This window comes from Stutzerimonas frequens, assembly GCF_024448335.1.
In the GTDB taxonomy this organism is placed as follows: domain Bacteria; phylum Pseudomonadota; class Gammaproteobacteria; order Pseudomonadales; family Pseudomonadaceae; genus Stutzerimonas; species Stutzerimonas frequens.
The window spans coordinates 51,870-67,274 of record NZ_JAMOHM010000005.1 but is presented as its reverse complement, the minus strand read 5'-3'; the positions used below and the strand labels follow the sequence as shown (position 1 = coordinate 67,274).

Below are 15,405 nucleotides of genomic sequence, written 5' to 3'. Positions count from 1 at the left end.
GGCCGGCCACTTTAACATGGTCGACCTCTTCTGCAGGCTGCGGTCAGCCGAGCGGAGCGGGTTGGGCCGCGCCGGCGAGCAGCGACTGGTTACGCATCAGCGCGTAGTGCAGCACCCCGCCGAACAGCGCGCCCAATAGCCAGGCGAAGCCGGACAGGCTCTCCAGGCCCGGCACCCACACCGAGGCCACCGAAAACACCGCGCTGACGCCAAAAGCGATCATCGCCTTGCGGTTCCAGCCGGCATTGAAGTGGTAGATCCCACTGCGCTCGGTGGAGAACAGCTGCTGCAGGTCCAGATGTTGACGGCGAACCAGGTAATAGTCGGCGACGATGATGCCATACAGCGGTGCCAGCACCGCGCCCAGGGTGTCGACGAACGCGGCGATGCCCACTTCGCTGATGAAGGCCACCCATAGCGCGCCGATGAAGAAGGCAATGCCTGCGGTGATGAAGCCGCCGGTACGGGCGCTGATCTTGGCTGGCGCCAGGTTGGCGATGTCGTAGGCCGGCGGGATGAAGTTGGCGACCAGGTTGATGCCGACCGTGGCGGCAAAGAAGGTGATGGCGGCCACCACTGTCAGGGTCACGTTGTCGATGCGCGCGACGATGTCGGTGGGGTTGGTCCGCGTTTCGCCGAACACCACCACGGTCCCGGCGGTGATCACCAGCGCGATCAGCGAGAAGATCGCCAGGCTCACCGGCAGACCGAGGAAGTTACCGATGCGCATCTGCCGTTCGCTCTTCACGAAACGGGCGAAGTCACCGTAGTTGATCACCACCGCGGCGAAGTAGGCGACCATTGTGCCGACCACCGCGGCGAACGCGGCGATCGGTCCGCCGGCGTGCTCTCCGCTGCCGCTGAAGATGTCGCCGAGGGCGCCGAGCAGGCTCGGGCCGGCCTGATACCAGATGGCGATCATCAGCACGATCATCACCAGGTACACCAGAGGCCCGGCCCAGTTGAGAAAGCGCGTTACCCAGTCGACGCCACGCACGAACAGCGCCACCTGGAACACGCAGACGATCACGTAGGCGGCCCAGTCGATGGCCGTCAGGCCGAGCAGCGTGGCGACCTGTGGCTCGCTGCCGAGCAGTGTCCGCAGCAACAGGGCCACCGCGGTCGAGGCGAAATAGGTCTGCACGCCGTACCAGAAGATCGCGACGATGCCGCGTACCACCGCCGGGAAATTCGCGCCGCGTACCCCCATGCTCGCCCGCGCCATCACCGGGAACGGAATACCGTACTTCACGCTGGGCTTGCCGGTGAGCTGCACCAGGCCCATGACGATGAAACCGGCCAGCACGATGCCCGCCAGGACCGCCCAGCCATTGAGGCCGTAGCTGATGAACAGCGTGGCTGCGAGGGTGTAGCCGAACAGGCTCTGGATGTCGTTGGACCACACATTGAAGATCTCGAACCAGCCCCATTTGCGCTCAGCCGGGGCAAGTGGCGCGAGATCGGCGTTGTACAGGCTGGGATCGATTTGCTTGATCTGGAAATCGTCATGGTTCATGGGAGGGGCGCTCTGAGCAAGACTGTGCATTTTTTTGTATGCAGTTCTTGTTCCGCGTAAGGCAGAGCTCGCGAATTGATCGGCTGTGGCGCAGCGCGTTGTGTCGCCAACCCCTGGATTCTAGGCGCTCTCAGACAGTTCGCCTGGATTTTTTGTATACAGAAAGGGTGGCGAGTTTAGACGGGTAGATTGCAAAGCCCTGTCTGCGGATGCGCCGCTCGAGAGCCTGAGGTGCGTGCAGTGCACCAGCAGGGTGCTTTCCGATGGCACATAAAAAAGCCAGGCCTGCGTGAGGCCTGGCTTTCCGACCGAATCGGCCGATGGACGCGATTACTGCTGGGTAACGATCGCGGTGTTGTTGCTGCCGGTCTGGCTGACGCTGGCGTAGTCGGCGAAGCCTGCCTGGGTCACGGTCGCGAAGTTGTCGGTGCCGCTCTGCAGCAGCATGGCCTGGCTGGAATCGCCGAACTGATCGACCAGCGCGAGGTTGCCGTCGCCCTGCTGTTCCAGGTCGACGGAGTTGCCGATTCCAGCCTGATCGATATCGGCCACGTTCATGTTGCCAGTCTGGATGAGATCGACGATGCCTTCCTGGCCGCTCTGGGAGATCAGCGCTTCGTTGCCTTCACCGAACTGATCGACAATGGTGCTGTTGTACGCGCCGTCCTGGATCAGCACCACATCGTTGCTCACGCCATCCTGGATCACGTCGGCGCTGTTGGCGAAGCCCGCCTGCTCGACGATCGTGCTGTTGTCCAGGTCGTACTGGCTGATGAACACCTCGCCCTCGACGCCGGTTTGAATCACATCGGCCTGGTGCAAGGCACCCTGCTGAGTCACCTCGGAAAAGTTGTCCTGGCCGAGTTGGGTGGTCGTGGCGCTGTTCTGCTGCGAAGCGCCGGTCTGATAAATGTACGAAGCCTGGCCGACGCCTTCCTGATAGACATCGGCGATCTGGTCAACACCGTTTTGTTCGATAACCGCTTCACTGCTGGCCGCAAAAGCCTGGGTGGCAGAGACGGCGAGGACAGCAGCGAAAAGCGCGTTGATTTTGAACATCGATTGTTTCTCCGTAGGATTCAGTCAATCGCGCCGCTGGTTTTTCAGCTGACGCGGTTACCCGAAATCGCCCGCTTTCCCCGAACGCGACGCCGGCAATGCCTCCGCCAGCCACGGTGGCCGGTGGTCGCTGCGCATCCATGCATCCCTGGGTAGAGCGTTGCGCTTGGGTTATCAGACGGTAAATGCATGCCTGACTTTCCCAATCCATCGAACGGTTGATTCACTCGCGAACCGACGAAGTGCAGCGCGCGCATCAACCTTGCGGCGATGGTCAAAACGCGCGCCGGGTCGAAGGCAAGCGGCCTTCCAGCCCTGGTGCGCTGCCGATCAGAAGCGGTCGATCAGAACAGACTGAACAGAACAGACTGATCAGAACAAGAAGTACCGCTGCGCCATCGGCAGCACCTCGGCCGGCTCGCACCAGAGCAGCTGGCCATCGGCGCGCACCTGATAGCTCTGCGGGTCGACCTGGATGTCCGGCGTGTAGTCGTTGTGGATCAGGTCCTTTTTCTGCACCTGACGACAGCCCCGGACCACGCCAATCTTCTTCTTCAGCCCCAACTGCTCGGGCACGCCGGCCTCGAAGGCGGCCTGGCTGATGAAGGTGAAGCTCGACGCGTGCAGCGAACCGCCGTAACTGGCGAACATCGGCCGGTAGTGCACCGGTTGCGGTGTCGGGATCGACGCATTGGCGTCGCCCATCAGGCTCGCGGCAATGGCGCCGCCCTTGAGGATCAGTGTCGGCTTCACGCCGAAGAAGGCCGGGCGCCAGAGCACCAGGTCGGCCCATTTGCCCACTTCGATCGAGCCCACCTCGTGGCTGACGCCGTGGGTGATCGCCGGGTTGATGGTGTACTTGGCGATGTAGCGTTTGGCGCGGAAGTTGTCGTTGCCCGCGCCGTCGCCGGGCAGGGCGCCGCGCTGCTTTTTCATCTTGTCGGCGGTCTGCCAGGTGCGGGTGATTACCTCGCCGACGCGGCCCATGGCCTGGCTGTCGGAGCTGATCATGGAGAACGCGCCGAGATCATGCAGGATGTCTTCGGCGGCGATGGTCTCGCGGCGGATGCGGCTCTCGGCGAAGGCGACGTCCTCGGCAATGCTCGGATCGAGGTGGTGGCAGACCATGAGCATGTCCAGGTGCTCGTCGATGGTGTTGCGGGTGAACGGCCGGGTCGGATTAGTGGAGCTGGGCAGCACGTTGGCGAAGCCGCAGGCCTTGATGATGTCGGGCGCGTGGCCGCCACCAGCACCTTCGGTGTGGTAGGTGTGGATGGTGCGGCCCTTGAACGCGCCGAGGGTGGTCTCGACGAAGCCCGATTCGTTAAGGGTGTCGGTGTGGATGGCCACCTGCACGTCGTACTGGTCGGCGACCGACAGGCAGTTGTCGATGGCCGCCGGCGTAGTGCCCCAGTCCTCATGCAGCTTGAGGCCGATGGCTCCGGCCTTGACCTGCTCGATCAATGGCTCGGGCAGCGAGGCGTTGCCCTTGCCGGTGAAGCCGATGTTCATCGGGAAGGCGTCGGCGGCCTTGAGCATCATCGCCATGTGCCAGGGGCCGGGCGTCACCGTGGTGGCGTTGGTGCCGGTAGCAGGCCCGGTGCCGCCACCGATCATGGTGGTCACGCCGCTCATCAGCGCCTCTTCGATCTGCTGCGGGCAGATGAAGTGAATGTGCGAGTCGATGCCGCCGGCGGTGAGGATCATGCCTTCGCCGGCGATCACCTCGGTGCTGGCGCCGATGGCGATGGTCACATCGGGCTGAATGTCCGGGTTGCCGGCCTTGCCGATGGCGGCAATGCGACCGTCCTTGAGACCTACGTCGGCCTTGACGATGCCCCAGTGGTCGAGGATCAGCGCGTTGGTGATCAGGGTATCGACCACCTCGGCGGCGCACAGCTGGCTCTGGCCCATGCCGTCGCGGATGACCTTGCCGCCGCCGAACTTCACCTCTTCGCCATAGGTGGTGAAGTCTTTTTCGACTTCGATCCACAGGTCGGTATCGGCCAGGCGCACCTTGTCGCCGACGGTGGGGCCGAACATGTCGGCGTAGGCTTGGCGGGAAATCTTCATTGCATCTCATCCTGTCCGTAGGGTGGACAACGCGAAGCTTGTCCACCGGCAATCTGGGTGGTGGAAAAGCCTTCGGCGTTTTCCACCCTACGAAGCTTGCTTGTCGCTTGCGGCTGCGCTCTAGAGCGCGCCCATCACCCGCCCGGCGAAGCCGAACACCCGGCGCTCGCCGGCCAGCTCGACCAATTCCACCTCGCGGCTCTGGCCCGGTTCGAAGCGCACCGCGGTGCCGGCCGGGATGTTCAGGCGCATGCCGCGCGAGGCGGCGCGGTCGAAGGTGAGCGCGTCGTTGGTTTCGAAGAAGTGGTAGTGCGAGCCGACCTGGATCGGCCGATCGCCGCTGTTGGCCACATTGAGCGTGACGGTGCGGCGGCCGGCGTTGAGCTCGATGTCGCCGTCCTGGATCTGGTATTCGCCGGGAATCATGGATTGGAGCTCCTGTTCAGGGTCAGTTGCATCATGGTCAGGTCCAGCCAGCGGCCGAACTTGCAGCCGACCTGGCGCATCTGGCCGACATGGATGAAGCCCAGTTGCTGGTGCATGTGCACCGAGGCACGGTTCTCGCTTTCGATGAAGGCGACCATCACGTGCTTTTCCAGCTGGCGGGCGCGCTCGATCAGCGCCTTCATCAGGCTGCGGCCGATGCCGCTGCCGCGGTGGTCGGGGCTGACGTAGACCGAGTTCTCCACGGTATGACGAAAGCCGTCGTGGGGGCGCCAGGGGCCGAAGGAGGCATAGCCGGCCACGCGGCCCAGCTCGTCGATGGCGACCAGTACGGGGTAGCCCTGCGCGTGACGCTCGGCCAGCCAGGCCTGGCGGTTGGCGAGGTCGACGCAGTGGTCGTTCCAGATCGCCGTGCTGTTCTGCACCGCATCGTTGTAGATCTGGAGGATGCCTTCAAGGTCGGTGTCCAGGGCGTCGCGTATCTGCACGTTGGTTTCCTTCAAGAACGGTTCAAGGTCGTGGGCAGTAGACATTGACCGATATTTCAGGCGATTGGTTGATGCACGGTGACCAGCTTGGTGCCATCCGGGAAGGTGGCCTCGACCTGGATCTCCGGAATCATCTCCGGCACGCCTTCCATCACCTGCTCGCGGCTGAGCAGGGTGGTGCCGTAGTGCATCAGCTCAGCGACCGTCTGGCCGTCGCGCGCGCCTTCGAGCAGCGCGGCGGAGATGTAGGCCATGGCCTCCGGGTAGTTGAGCTTCACACCGCGGGCCAGCCGGCGCTCGGCCACCAGGCCGGCGGTGAAGATCAGCAGCTTGTCCTTCTCTCTTGGTGACAGATCCATAACCGCTCCAGTCGTAGGGTGGATGTCGCTCTTCGTATCCACCGGCCGGTGGTCGAGACCACGCAGCGTTGTTCAGGGCGACGTGCACGCAGGCGCGCCGGCGTAGGGAGGGCAGCGGCGCAGCCGTGCCCACCCATCATTCAGGTACTCCAGATTCGCGGCGGTACCGCTTCGCGGCCCAGCAGTTCGGGGCGCAACAGCCGCCACAGGTCGATCAGCCAGGCGCGGGCGTGCAGCGCCTCGTCGGCCAGACAGCGCGCCACGATGAGCCCCGGCAGTTGCGTCAGGTCACCGCGCACGCGGCTGGGCAATTCACGGCAGCGCTCCAGCAGGTCCGCGTCGAGCTCTCCGCTGGCGATGAGGGTGGCGAACACCGAACGCCCGTCGAGGCCGATCGGTGAGTCGAGCAACGCATCGGCGCCGGCGATGCGCTGGCGCTCGTGCCAGATCAGCCGGTCGTCGCGACGGATATCCAGGCGCGCCTGGAAATGCCCGGCGTCGAAGCGCTCGCCTGCCGCCGGCCGGCCGAGGGCGACGATGTCCCAGTAGAACAGCCGGGCGTCGCCGTGCAGCTCGATGCGAGTGTTCAGCTCGGCCTGAGCCGCGGAATAGACGATGGTCTCCTGCGGCAGCCATTCCAGCGTGGCACCGGTTTGGACGCGCAGGCGCAGGTCCTGAAAGGCCGGGCTGGCGGCGCGATACCACTTGGCTGCACCAGGGCTGGTCAGCTGCGCCCAGGCACTGGCTGCAACCGTGGCGCTGATATCCAGCCGATCGCCACCGGCAATGCCGCCCGGTGGGTGCACGATGATGTGCTGACAGACCTCCGGCCCCTCGGGATAGAGATGCTTCTGCACCCGCAACGGCCCCGTGTGGCGACGCAGCACCGGCCGTGTTGCGCCGGCGCACGGCGCATAACCGAGCTCCAGCTCGGCATGCCAATGGGGGGTGAACAGCGGTGCAGGGGCGTTCATGGGTGCAGGCTTTTCGATCTGTCGGTCAGGAAAGCAGAGCAATCGCCATGCCCGTTATGCGCTGCATTGGTGCGCGGCCTGACAGATCGGCGCTATGGCGTTTTTTCGACGTGGATTCGCATCTTGGGCAGCGTCTCAGGTTGTTCTTTTTGTGCATCGGGCTGGTGCGTCGAGCGACAAATGCGCTGTTGTGGTGCGCTGGCCGGTCAGATCGCGACCAGTCCACGTACGCCTTCGGCTTCCATGGTTTCGCCGCGCCCCTGCTGAATGATCTCGCCGCGGCTCATCACCAGGTACTGGTCGGCCAGTTCGGCGGCGAAGTCGTAGAACTGCTCCACCAGGAGGATCGCCATGTCGCCGCGGGCCGCGAGTTTCTTGATCACCGCGCCGATCTCCTTGATCACCGAGGGCTGGATGCCTTCGGTGGGTTCGTCGAGGATCAACAGGCGCGGCTTGCTCGCCAGTGCGCGGCCGATGGCCAATTGTTGCTGCTGCCCGCCGGAAAGGTCGCCGCCGCGGCGATGCTTCATCTCCTTGAGCACCGGGAACAGCTCGTAGATGAACCCGGGGACTTCCCTGGCTTCCCTGGCGCTGAAGCGGGACAGGCCCATCAGCAGGTTTTCCTCGACGGTCAGGCGGCCGAAGATCTCGCGCCCCTGCGGCACATAGGCGATGCCGGCGTGCACGCGCTGGTGCGGCTTGAAGCCGGTGATCGGCTTGCCCTCCCAGTTCACCGCGCCTTCCTTGGCCGGGATCAGGCCCATCAGGCACTTGAGCAGGGTGGTCTTGCCGACGCCGTTGCGTCCGAGCAGGCAGGTGACTTCGCCGACCTTCGCCTCGAACGAGAGGCCGCGCAGGATATGGCTGCCGCCGTAGTACTGGTGCAGTTGCTGGACTTGCAGCATGTGCGACTCCTTCACTTGGTGGATAAGCCTCTGGCGTTATCCACCCTACGATTAGGTTTGCGTTGATGCGGGCATGGGCGTTTGGCGGGCGTAGGGTGAATGGCCGAAGCCATCCACTTTTTTGCTCACCGCCCCAGATACACCTCGATCACCCGCTCGTCCGCCTGCACCTGTTGCAGCGAACCCTCGGCCAGCACCTGGCCCTGGTGCAGCACGGTGACGTGGTCGGCGATGGTCTCGACGAAGCCCATGTCGTGCTCCACCACCATCAGCGAATGCTTGCGCGCCAAGGACTTGAACAGCTCGGCGGTGAATTCGGTCTCGGCATCGGTCATGCCGGCCACCGGCTCGTCGAGCAGCAAGAGCTGCGGCGACTGCATCAGCAGCATGCCGATCTCGAGGAACTGCTTCTGCCCGTGGGACAGCAGCCCGGCGGGGCGATGGCGAGACTGGCCAAGGCGGATGGTCTCCAGCACTTCGTCGATGCGGTCCTTCTGCTCGCCGGAAAGCCTGGCCCTGAGGCTCGCCCACACCGACTTGTCGGTCTTCTGCGCCAGCTCCAGGTTCTCGAACACCGAAAGCGCCTCGAACACCGTGGGCTTTTGGAACTTGCGGCCGATGCCGGCCTGGGCGATGTCCACCTCGCTCATGCGGGTCAGGTCCAGGGTTTCGCCGAACCAGGCGCTGCCGCTGGTGGGGCGCGTCTTGCCGGTGATGACGTCCATCATGGTGGTCTTGCCGGCGCCGTTGGGGCCGATGATGCAGCGCAGCTCGCCGACGCCGATGTACAGGCTGAGGTCTGTCAGCGCCTTGAAGCCGTCGAAGCTGACGTTGATGTCTTCCAGGCTGAGGATGGTGCCGTGGCGTACGTCCAGGCCCTTCTCGGCTACCCGGCCGAGGCCGATGGCATCGCGGGTCAGGCCACCGCCGGTGGGGTCGAAGCCGTCGATGACGGCGCTGCAGGGTACGGTTTTCATTCTTCGCCCCTCCGCTTGATGAGGCCGATGACGCCCTTGGGCAGGTACAGGGTAACGACGATGAACAGCGCACCGAGGGCGAACAGCCAGTATTCGGGGAAGGCCACGGTGAACCAGCTCTTCATGCCGTTGACGAGGCCGGCGCCGAGCAGCGGGCCGATCAGCGTGCCGCGTCCGCCGAGTGCGACCCAGACGGCCGCCTCGATGGATTGCGTCGGTGCCATCTCGCTGGGGTTGATGATCCCCACCTGCGGCACGTAGAGCGCACCGGCCAGTCCGCAGAGCACCGCTGACAGCGTCCAGATGAACAGCTTGTAGCCGCGCGGATCGTAGCCGCAGAACATCAGCCGGTTCTCGGCATCGCGCAGGGCGGTGAGCACCCGGCCGAACTTGCTGCGCGCCAGGCGGAAGCCCAGGTACAGGCTGCCGGCCAGGAGCGCCACGGTGGCGAGGAACAACGTGGCGCGGGTGGCAGGGGCCGAGATCGAGAAGCCGAGGATGGTCTTGAAATCGGTGAAGCCGTTGTTGCCGCCGAAGCCGGTCTCGTTGCGGAAGAACAGGAGCATGCCGGCGAAGGTCAGCGCCTGGGTCATGATCGAGAAGTACACGCCCTTGATCCGCGAGCGGAAGGCGAAGAAGCCGAAGACAAAGGCCAGCACGCCGGGCACCAGCACCACCAGGCACATGGCCCAGAGAAAGCTCGACGTGCCATACCAGTACCAGGGCAGCTCGTTCCAGGCGAGAAAGCTCATGAACGCCGGCAGGCCGTCACCGGCGCTCTGGCGCATCAGGTACATGCCCATGGCGTAACCGCCGAGGGCGAAGAACAGGCCGTGGCCGAGGGATAAGAGCCCCGCGTAACCCCAGACCAGATCCAGCGCCAGGGCGACGATGGCGTAGCAGAGGATCTTGCCCACCAGGGTCAGGGTGTAGGCCGAAACGTGCAGGGCATGCTCGGCCGGCAGCAGGTGCAGCAGCGGCATGGCGACGAGGACGGCCAGCGCCAGGCCGAGGGCGATGACCGTGGCTTTCGGCCCGGCTTTCTGCGCGGCGGTGAGGGTAAGTGGCTGGTTCAATCGATGACCCTCCCCTTGAGAGCGAAGAGCCCCTGAGGACGCTTCTGGATGAAGAGGATGATCAGCGCGAGGATGAGGATCTTGCCCAGCACGGCGCCGATCTGCGGTTCGAGGATCTTGTTGGCGATGCCGAGGCCGAAGGCGGCGAAGATGCTGCCGGCCAGCTGGCCGACACCGCCGAGCACCACCACCAGGAAGGAGTCGATGATGTAGCTCTGGCCGAGATCCGGGCCGACATTGCCGATCTGGCTCAGGGCCACGCCGCCGAGCCCGGCGATGCCGGAACCCAGCCCGAAGGCCATCATGTCGATGCGCCCGGTGGGCACGCCGCAGCAGGCGGCCATGTTGCGGTTCTGCGTTACCGCGCGCACGTTCAGGCCCAGGCGCGTCTTGTTCAGCAAGAGCCAGGTCAGGAGCACCACGAACAGCGCGAAGCCGATGATCACCATGCGGTTGTACGGCAGCACCAGGTTCGGCAGCACCTGCAGGCCACCGGAGAGCCAGGCCGGATTGGCGACCTCGACGTTCTGCGCGCCGAACAGCACCCGCACCAGCTGGATCAGGATCAGGCTGATGCCCCAGGTCGCCAGCAGGGTTTCCAGCGGGCGGCCGTAGAGATGGCGGATCACTGTGCGTTCCAGTGCCATGCCGATCGCGGCGGTGACGAAGAAGGCCACCGGCAACGCCACCAGCGGGTAGAAGGTGAGGGCTTCCGGGGCGAGCCGCGCCATCAGCACCTGCACCATGTAAGTGGTGTAGGCCCCAAGCATCAGCATCTCGCCGTGGGCCATGTTGATCACCCCGAGCAGGCCGAAGGTGATCGCCAGGCCGAGGGCGGCGAGCAGCAGGATCGAGCCCAGCGACAGGCCGCTGAAAGCCTGGCCGAGCAGCTCGCCGATCAGGAGCTTGCGCTTGACCTGGGCCAGGCTGGTCTCGGCGGCCTTGCGCACGTTGGCGTCGGTTTCCGCCTCGTCGGCCAGCAGGTTCTCCAGGCGCACCCGGGCCATGGGCGCGCCGGTTTCGCCGAGCAGGCGCACCGCGGCGAGGCGTACTGCCGGATCATTCGCGGTCAGCTGCAGGTTGGCCAGCGCCAGGGTCAGCGCTTCGCTGACGGCGGCATCGTCCTCGGCGTCCAGGCGCTGCTGGAGCAGCTCGAGCTGTTCCGGTTGGCCGCTGCGCTGCAGGCGCTTGGCCGCGGCGAGGCGCTGCGCGGGGTCTTCGGCGAACAGCTGGTGGCTCGCCAGAGCGGTGTTGAGCAGGCCGCGCAGGCGGTTGTTCAGGCGCAGCTTCTTCGGCGTGCCGACCGGCTCGGCATCACCTTCGAGGGCACGGTAGGCTCCGTTTTCCTCGATGAAGGGCGTCTTGTTCTGGTCGATGGCCACGCGATTGGCGCGCAGCGCTTCGATCAGCGGCAGCCGCTCAGGCGCGGGCGCGGCGGCCCAGCTTTCCAGCAGCCTGGCCTGTTTGGCCGGGCTGGCCTTGGCGTAGTCGGCCGCGTCTCCGGCCTGGGCTGCCCAGGGCAGAACCAGCAGGAGCAGCAGCAATAATCGGTGCAGGGCAGTGTTCATGCGTGAATTTCCCAGGGGGCGCCGCGGGCTCTCTTGATGGAGGTGGCGGCGATGGGCGGGCGGATGAGAACGTCTCGACTACGCGTCCCGATCCGCCCAACGAAAGCCGAGCGATCGTGGGGTGGATCGGGACGCGAAATCGGTGCGTCACCCATCCACCATGACGACCGCAGCGGTTAGTTGGACTTCACCGCGTAATCCGGCTTCTTGTCGTTGCCCGGGATGTAGGGGCTCCACGGCTGGGCGCGGACCGGGCTTTCGGTTTCCCAGACCACCGAGAACTGTCCGTCCTCCTGGACCTCGCCGATCATTACCGGCTTGTGCAGGTGATGGTTCTTCTCGTCCATGGTCAGGGTGTAGCCGCTCGGCGCCTCGAAGGTCTGCCCTGCGAGGGCATCGCGCACCTTGTCCACCTCGGTGCTGCCGGCCTTCTCGACCGCCTGCGCCCACATATGGATGCCGACGTAGGTGGCTTCCATCGGGTCGTTGGTCACCGCCTTGTCGGCGCCCGGCAGGTTCTGGGCCTTGGCGTAGGCCTTCCACTTGCTGACGAAGGCTTCGTTGACCGGGTTCTCCACCGACTGGAAGTAGTTCCAGGCGGCCAGGTGGCCGACCAGCGGCTTGGTGTCGATGCCGCGCAGCTCTTCCTCGCCGACCGAGAAGGCGACGACCGGAACGTCGGTGGCGTCCAGGCCCTGGTTGGCCAGCTCCTTGTAGAAGGGCACGTTGGAGTCGCCATTGATGGTCGACACCACGGCGGTCTTGCCGCCGGCGGAGAACTTTTTGATGTTGGCGACGATGGTCTGGTAATCGCTGTGACCGAAGGGGGTGTAGACCTCTTCGATGCTGGATTCGGGCACGCCCTTGCTGATCAGGAAGGCGCGCAGGATCTTGTTGGTGGTGCGCGGGTAGACGTAGTCGGTACCGAGCAGGAAGAAGCGCTCGGCGCTGCCGCCGTCTTCGCTCATCAGGTACTCGACGGCCGGGATGGCCTGCTGGTTCGGTGCGGCGCCGGTGTAGAAGACGTTCGGCGACAGTTCCTCGCCTTCGTACTGCACCGGGTAGAACAGCAGGCCGTTGAGTTCTTCATAGACCGGCAGCACGGATTTGCGCGAAACCGAAGTCCAGCAACCGAAGGTCACCGCGACCTTGTCCTGGGTCAGCAGCTGACGGCCTTTCTCGGCGAACAGCGGCCAGTTGGAAGCCGGATCGACCACCACCGGCTCGAGCTGCTTGCCGAGCACGCCGCCCTTGGCGTTGATCTCGTCGATCGTCATCAGCGCCATGTCCTTGAGCGAGGTCTCGGAGATGGCCATGGTGCCGGACAGCGAATGCAGGATGCCGACCTTGATGGTTTCGGCGGCCTGCAGGGTGAAGGGGAACAGACCGCTGAGCATCAGGGCACTGGCGGCGAGGGTGGTCTTGATCAGAGGACGGCGTTTCATTTGGGGCTCCTTGGCTGTCCGTGCGCAACTGTGGGCTGGGTACATCGGAACGCCTGGAGCAATGGCAGCATCCGTGCCAAATGGCGCAAAGCCTTCTACGACGCCGCTTTGCGCCGATCCTGGGTTGATCCGGCAGCTTGCGTGGTGAGCCATGCTGGTGCATCGCAGGGCGCCTGGTGCACTGCCAGGGCCCGCTTTGCCCGATTTCGGTGCCGGCCCGCCACTTGCCCGTTGCAGGCCTGGCTTCTAGCATGGCCGGCCCGCTCCGAGACCCGTCGCCATGCCCCGTCCACCGCGCTCTCCATCCTCGCGATCGCCTGCCAGACCGCCTGCGCCGCGGCGCGTCGCCAAGGCACCGCTGGCCGAGCCGCGGCTGTTGCTGCTGAACAAGCCGTTCGACGTGCTGACGCAATTCAACGATGCCGATGGTCGCGCGACGCTGAAGGATTACGTGCAGGTGCCGGGCGTCTACCCGGCCGGCCGACTGGATCGCGACAGCGAGGGGCTGTTGCTCTTGACCAACGACGGTCGGTTGCAGGCGCGCATCGCCGACCCCAAGCACAAGCTGCCCAAGACCTACTGGGTGCAGGTGGAGGGCGAGGTGGACGAGACACAGCTGGAGCGGCTGCGTCAGGGCGTCGAGCTGAACGACGGCATGACCCTGCCGGCCGAAGCGCGGCAGCTCGATGAGCCCGAGCTATGGCCACGCAACCCGCCGGTACGCTTTCGCAAGAGCGTGCCGACCTGCTGGCTGGAACTGGTGATTCGCGAAGGGCGCAATCGCCAGGTCAGGCGCATGACGGCGGCGGTTGGCTTGCCGACCCTGCGTCTGGTACGGGTGCGCATCGGGCCGTGGGCGCTCGATGGCCTGCAGCCGGGTGAGTGGCGGGAGGTGCCGGCGCAGCTGTAGCGCGCCGGCCGGTGCCTCAACTCAGTGCGGGATGCCCTGAGTCACTTCGATGACGTAACCGATGACCGGCTTGGCGAGAAAGGCGAACAGGCACAGCCCCAGACCGAGGAAGAGAATGGCGGTGCCGAGGCGACCGGCCTTCGACTTCTTGGCCAGGTCCCAGATGATGAACGCCATGAAGGCCATCAGCCCGCCGACGAGCACGATCATCATCCACTTTTCGAAAACTTCGGGCTCCACAGGGATCTCCTGAGTGACTTCGACGAATGCGCCCGTGGCAGGCCGGGCGCGAAAGCGGCGCAGTATACGCCGCCAGCGAGTGGCGGGTGTGCCACCGCTGGTTGGACGGTCGAGCTCGCAAAGCGTTCGGATCGCGCCGGCCGGGCGCCGGTGCGGCGAAATGTCTCACCGGTATTCAGTAGGCCGCCTTGATCACGTCGATGCCCTTGTTCAAGACCATGTGCCAGGCCTTCAGGTCCTGTTGCTGCAGTTCGCCATCGTGCTGGCGGATGGTCTTGAGCAGCGCGTCGATCCATAGGTCATAGAGCTCCGGGCGGATGTCCAGGCGTGCCCGTGAATGGCTCTCGCCCAGCGCGCGAAGCTTGGTGTCCGGCATGCCGCGGGCGAACAGCACCAGGTTGAGAATGCCGGCGCGTAGCAGCTGCTTTTGCGCGGTCATGTCGGTGCGGGCGAACTTCTCCCGTATCGCCGGCGAGCTGGCGAGGAAAGTCACGTAGAAATCGTCGAAGAAGCTGGGGCTCGCGCAGCAGCGGCCATAGCTCTGCATGACGCGGTTGGTGTCGTTCATGGGGCGTCCCTTGCACGAAGGATCTGGAGCGGCGCCTGCATGGGGCGTCGCATTCGGTAGTCCGGCTCGCCCAGGCGGGCCGGAAAACAAGGGCGCGGATTATAGGCAGTAACCCTGCGAAAAGTAGGGCGCAAGCTGTGCGCTGCGTCTCAGCTGCGCAAATGCTCCAGCGGCAGCTCGGTGCTTGACGCCACCTGACGCAGGACGAAGCTGGAACGCACGCTGGAGACGCCTTCGATACGCGTCAGCGTGCCGAGCAGGAACTGCTGGTAGTGGTCCATGTCGGGCACGACCACCTTGAGCTGGTAGTCGGCATCCATGCCGGTGACCAGGCTGCATTCCAGCACCTCCGGGCAGCGTCCGATCACCCCCTCGAAATGCTCGAAGCGCTCCGGAGTGTGCCGGTCCATGCCGATCAGCACGTAGGCGGTCAGCGTCAGACCGAGCTTCTTGCGGTCGAGCAGAGCGACCTGGCGCGCGATATAGCCGTCGTCTTCCAGCTGCTTGACGCGGCGCGAGCAGGGCGAGGGCGACAGACCGATGCGTTCGGCCAGCTCCTGATTGGAGATTCGGGCGTCGTGCTGCAATTCGGCGAGAATGCGCAGGTCGTAGCGGTCGAGTTTGCTCATGGAGGGAGGCCTTTGGGATCGGATTGCGCGTGATGATGGATCTAGGGCTGTCGATTGCGCAAGAGGTGCCGTGATCAGCAATCTTCGCAATCCGATGCCGGTCGGGGCGGCGTAAGCTTTATCTCAACTTCAGCCCCCGGCAGAATGACCACGGCACGCGATCCCCGCTGCGGT

16 protein-coding genes are annotated in these 15,405 nt (G+C 64.9%); 1 reads left to right on the top strand and 15 read right to left on the bottom strand.

Annotation, left to right across the window (positions count from 1 at the left end):
- Positions 1–43: 43 nt before the first annotated feature.
- From NAO55_RS09040 to urtA, 12 genes are all read right to left on the bottom strand, one after another.
- Positions 44–1,516: an NCS1 family nucleobase:cation symporter-1 gene (locus NAO55_RS09040; protein WP_102838737.1), complete on the bottom strand. Its 1,473-nt coding sequence runs from the start codon at positions 1,514–1,516 to the stop codon at positions 44–46.
- A gap of 330 nt (positions 1,517–1,846) precedes the next feature.
- Positions 1,847–2,575 (bottom strand): hypothetical protein, encoded by a 729-nt coding sequence (locus NAO55_RS09035; RefSeq protein WP_102838736.1) that lies wholly within the window; start codon positions 2,573–2,575, stop codon positions 1,847–1,849.
- Positions 2,576–2,947: 372 nt separating this feature from the next.
- On the bottom strand, positions 2,948–4,648 hold the full coding sequence (ureC, locus tag NAO55_RS09030) for an urease subunit alpha (RefSeq protein ID WP_102838735.1): 1,701 nt from the start codon (positions 4,646–4,648) through the stop codon (positions 2,948–2,950).
- Between the two features lie 120 nt (positions 4,649–4,768).
- Complete coding sequence (locus NAO55_RS09025) at positions 4,769–5,074, bottom strand: urease subunit beta (RefSeq protein ID WP_068506161.1); 306 nt, start codon at positions 5,072–5,074, stop codon at positions 4,769–4,771.
- On the bottom strand, positions 5,071–5,625 hold the full coding sequence (locus tag NAO55_RS09020) for a GNAT family N-acetyltransferase (protein WP_102838734.1): 555 nt from the start codon (positions 5,623–5,625) through the stop codon (positions 5,071–5,073). The genes NAO55_RS09025 and NAO55_RS09020 overlap by 4 nt, the downstream gene beginning before the upstream one ends.
- Before the next feature lie 11 nt (positions 5,626–5,636).
- The gene (ureA, locus tag NAO55_RS09015) at positions 5,637–5,939 is read right to left on the bottom strand and encodes an urease subunit gamma (RefSeq protein ID WP_003283033.1); all 303 of its coding nucleotides are present in this window, start codon (positions 5,937–5,939) and stop codon (positions 5,637–5,639) included.
- 140 nt (positions 5,940–6,079) lie between these two features.
- Positions 6,080–6,913, bottom strand: a complete 834-nt coding sequence (locus NAO55_RS09010; protein WP_102838733.1) for an urease accessory protein UreD — start codon at positions 6,911–6,913, stop codon at positions 6,080–6,082.
- Between the two features lie 206 nt (positions 6,914–7,119).
- A complete protein-coding gene (gene urtE / locus NAO55_RS09005; protein WP_102838732.1) occupies positions 7,120–7,818 on the bottom strand; it encodes an urea ABC transporter ATP-binding subunit UrtE in 699 nt (232 codons plus the stop codon).
- Between the two features lie 125 nt (positions 7,819–7,943).
- On the bottom strand, positions 7,944–8,795 hold the full coding sequence (gene urtD / locus NAO55_RS09000) for an urea ABC transporter ATP-binding protein UrtD (protein ID WP_003283036.1): 852 nt from the start codon (positions 8,793–8,795) through the stop codon (positions 7,944–7,946).
- Positions 8,792–9,871 (bottom strand): urea ABC transporter permease subunit UrtC, encoded by a 1,080-nt coding sequence (urtC, locus tag NAO55_RS08995; RefSeq protein ID WP_003283037.1) that lies wholly within the window; start codon positions 9,869–9,871, stop codon positions 8,792–8,794. Before urtC ends, urtD begins: the two co-directional genes overlap by 4 nt.
- Entirely contained in the window at positions 9,868–11,439 is a 1,572-nt protein-coding gene (urtB, locus tag NAO55_RS08990) for an urea ABC transporter permease subunit UrtB (RefSeq protein ID WP_102838731.1), read from the bottom strand. The genes urtC and urtB overlap by 4 nt, the downstream gene beginning before the upstream one ends.
- A gap of 176 nt (positions 11,440–11,615) precedes the next feature.
- Positions 11,616–12,884 (bottom strand): urea ABC transporter substrate-binding protein, encoded by a 1,269-nt coding sequence (gene urtA / locus NAO55_RS08985; RefSeq protein WP_041108008.1) that lies wholly within the window; start codon positions 12,882–12,884, stop codon positions 11,616–11,618.
- 280 nt (positions 12,885–13,164) lie between these two features.
- On the opposite strand from urtA, the gene NAO55_RS08980 reads away from it, so the two are divergent.
- Entirely contained in the window at positions 13,165–13,794 is a 630-nt protein-coding gene (locus NAO55_RS08980; RefSeq protein ID WP_102838730.1) for a pseudouridine synthase, read from the top strand.
- A 21-nt stretch (positions 13,795–13,815) separates the two neighbouring features.
- Here the strand turns inward: NAO55_RS08980 and NAO55_RS08975 are convergent, their stop codons facing one another.
- From NAO55_RS08975 to NAO55_RS08965, 3 genes are all read right to left on the bottom strand, one after another.
- On the bottom strand, positions 13,816–14,034 hold the full coding sequence (locus NAO55_RS08975; RefSeq protein WP_003298283.1) for a DUF2788 domain-containing protein: 219 nt from the start codon (positions 14,032–14,034) through the stop codon (positions 13,816–13,818).
- A 175-nt stretch (positions 14,035–14,209) separates the two neighbouring features.
- The gene (locus tag NAO55_RS08970) at positions 14,210–14,602 is read right to left on the bottom strand and encodes a globin (protein ID WP_063540890.1); all 393 of its coding nucleotides are present in this window, start codon (positions 14,600–14,602) and stop codon (positions 14,210–14,212) included.
- Between the two features lie 149 nt (positions 14,603–14,751).
- Positions 14,752–15,231, bottom strand: a complete 480-nt coding sequence (locus NAO55_RS08965) for an Lrp/AsnC family transcriptional regulator (RefSeq protein ID WP_017246503.1) — start codon at positions 15,229–15,231, stop codon at positions 14,752–14,754.
- Positions 15,232–15,405 lie beyond the last annotated feature (174 nt).

What these genes read in the sequence shown, in the direction of transcription:
- ureC (WP_102838735.1), bottom strand. Translation starts at nt 4,648, where the DNA reads ATGAAGATTTCCCGCCAAGCCTACGCCGACATGTTCGGCCCCACCGTC.
- NAO55_RS08980 (WP_102838730.1), top strand. Translation starts at nt 13,165, where the DNA reads ATGCCCCGTCCACCGCGCTCTCCATCCTCGCGATCGCCTGCCAGACCG.
- NAO55_RS08965 (WP_017246503.1), bottom strand. Translation starts at nt 15,231, where the DNA reads ATGAGCAAACTCGACCGCTACGACCTGCGCATTCTCGCCGAATTGCAG.
- ureA (WP_003283033.1), bottom strand. Translation starts at nt 5,939, where the DNA reads ATGGATCTGTCACCAAGAGAGAAGGACAAGCTGCTGATCTTCACCGCC.
- NAO55_RS09035 (WP_102838736.1), bottom strand. Translation starts at nt 2,575, where the DNA reads ATGTTCAAAATCAACGCGCTTTTCGCTGCTGTCCTCGCCGTCTCTGCC.
- NAO55_RS09025 (WP_068506161.1), bottom strand. Translation starts at nt 5,074, where the DNA reads ATGATTCCCGGCGAATACCAGATCCAGGACGGCGACATCGAGCTCAAC.
- urtE (WP_102838732.1), bottom strand. Translation starts at nt 7,818, where the DNA reads ATGCTGCAAGTCCAGCAACTGCACCAGTACTACGGCGGCAGCCATATC.
- NAO55_RS08970 (WP_063540890.1), bottom strand. Translation starts at nt 14,602, where the DNA reads ATGAACGACACCAACCGCGTCATGCAGAGCTATGGCCGCTGCTGCGCG.
- NAO55_RS09040 (WP_102838737.1), bottom strand. Translation starts at nt 1,516, where the DNA reads ATGAACCATGACGATTTCCAGATCAAGCAAATCGATCCCAGCCTGTAC.
- urtD (WP_003283036.1), bottom strand. Translation starts at nt 8,795, where the DNA reads ATGAAAACCGTACCCTGCAGCGCCGTCATCGACGGCTTCGACCCCACC.
- urtA (WP_041108008.1), bottom strand. Translation starts at nt 12,884, where the DNA reads ATGAAACGCCGTCCTCTGATCAAGACCACCCTCGCCGCCAGTGCCCTG.
- NAO55_RS09020 (WP_102838734.1), bottom strand. Translation starts at nt 5,625, where the DNA reads ATGTCTACTGCCCACGACCTTGAACCGTTCTTGAAGGAAACCAACGTG.
- urtB (WP_102838731.1), bottom strand. Translation starts at nt 11,439, where the DNA reads ATGAACACTGCCCTGCACCGATTATTGCTGCTGCTCCTGCTGGTTCTG.
- NAO55_RS09010 (WP_102838733.1), bottom strand. Translation starts at nt 6,913, where the DNA reads ATGAACGCCCCTGCACCGCTGTTCACCCCCCATTGGCATGCCGAGCTG.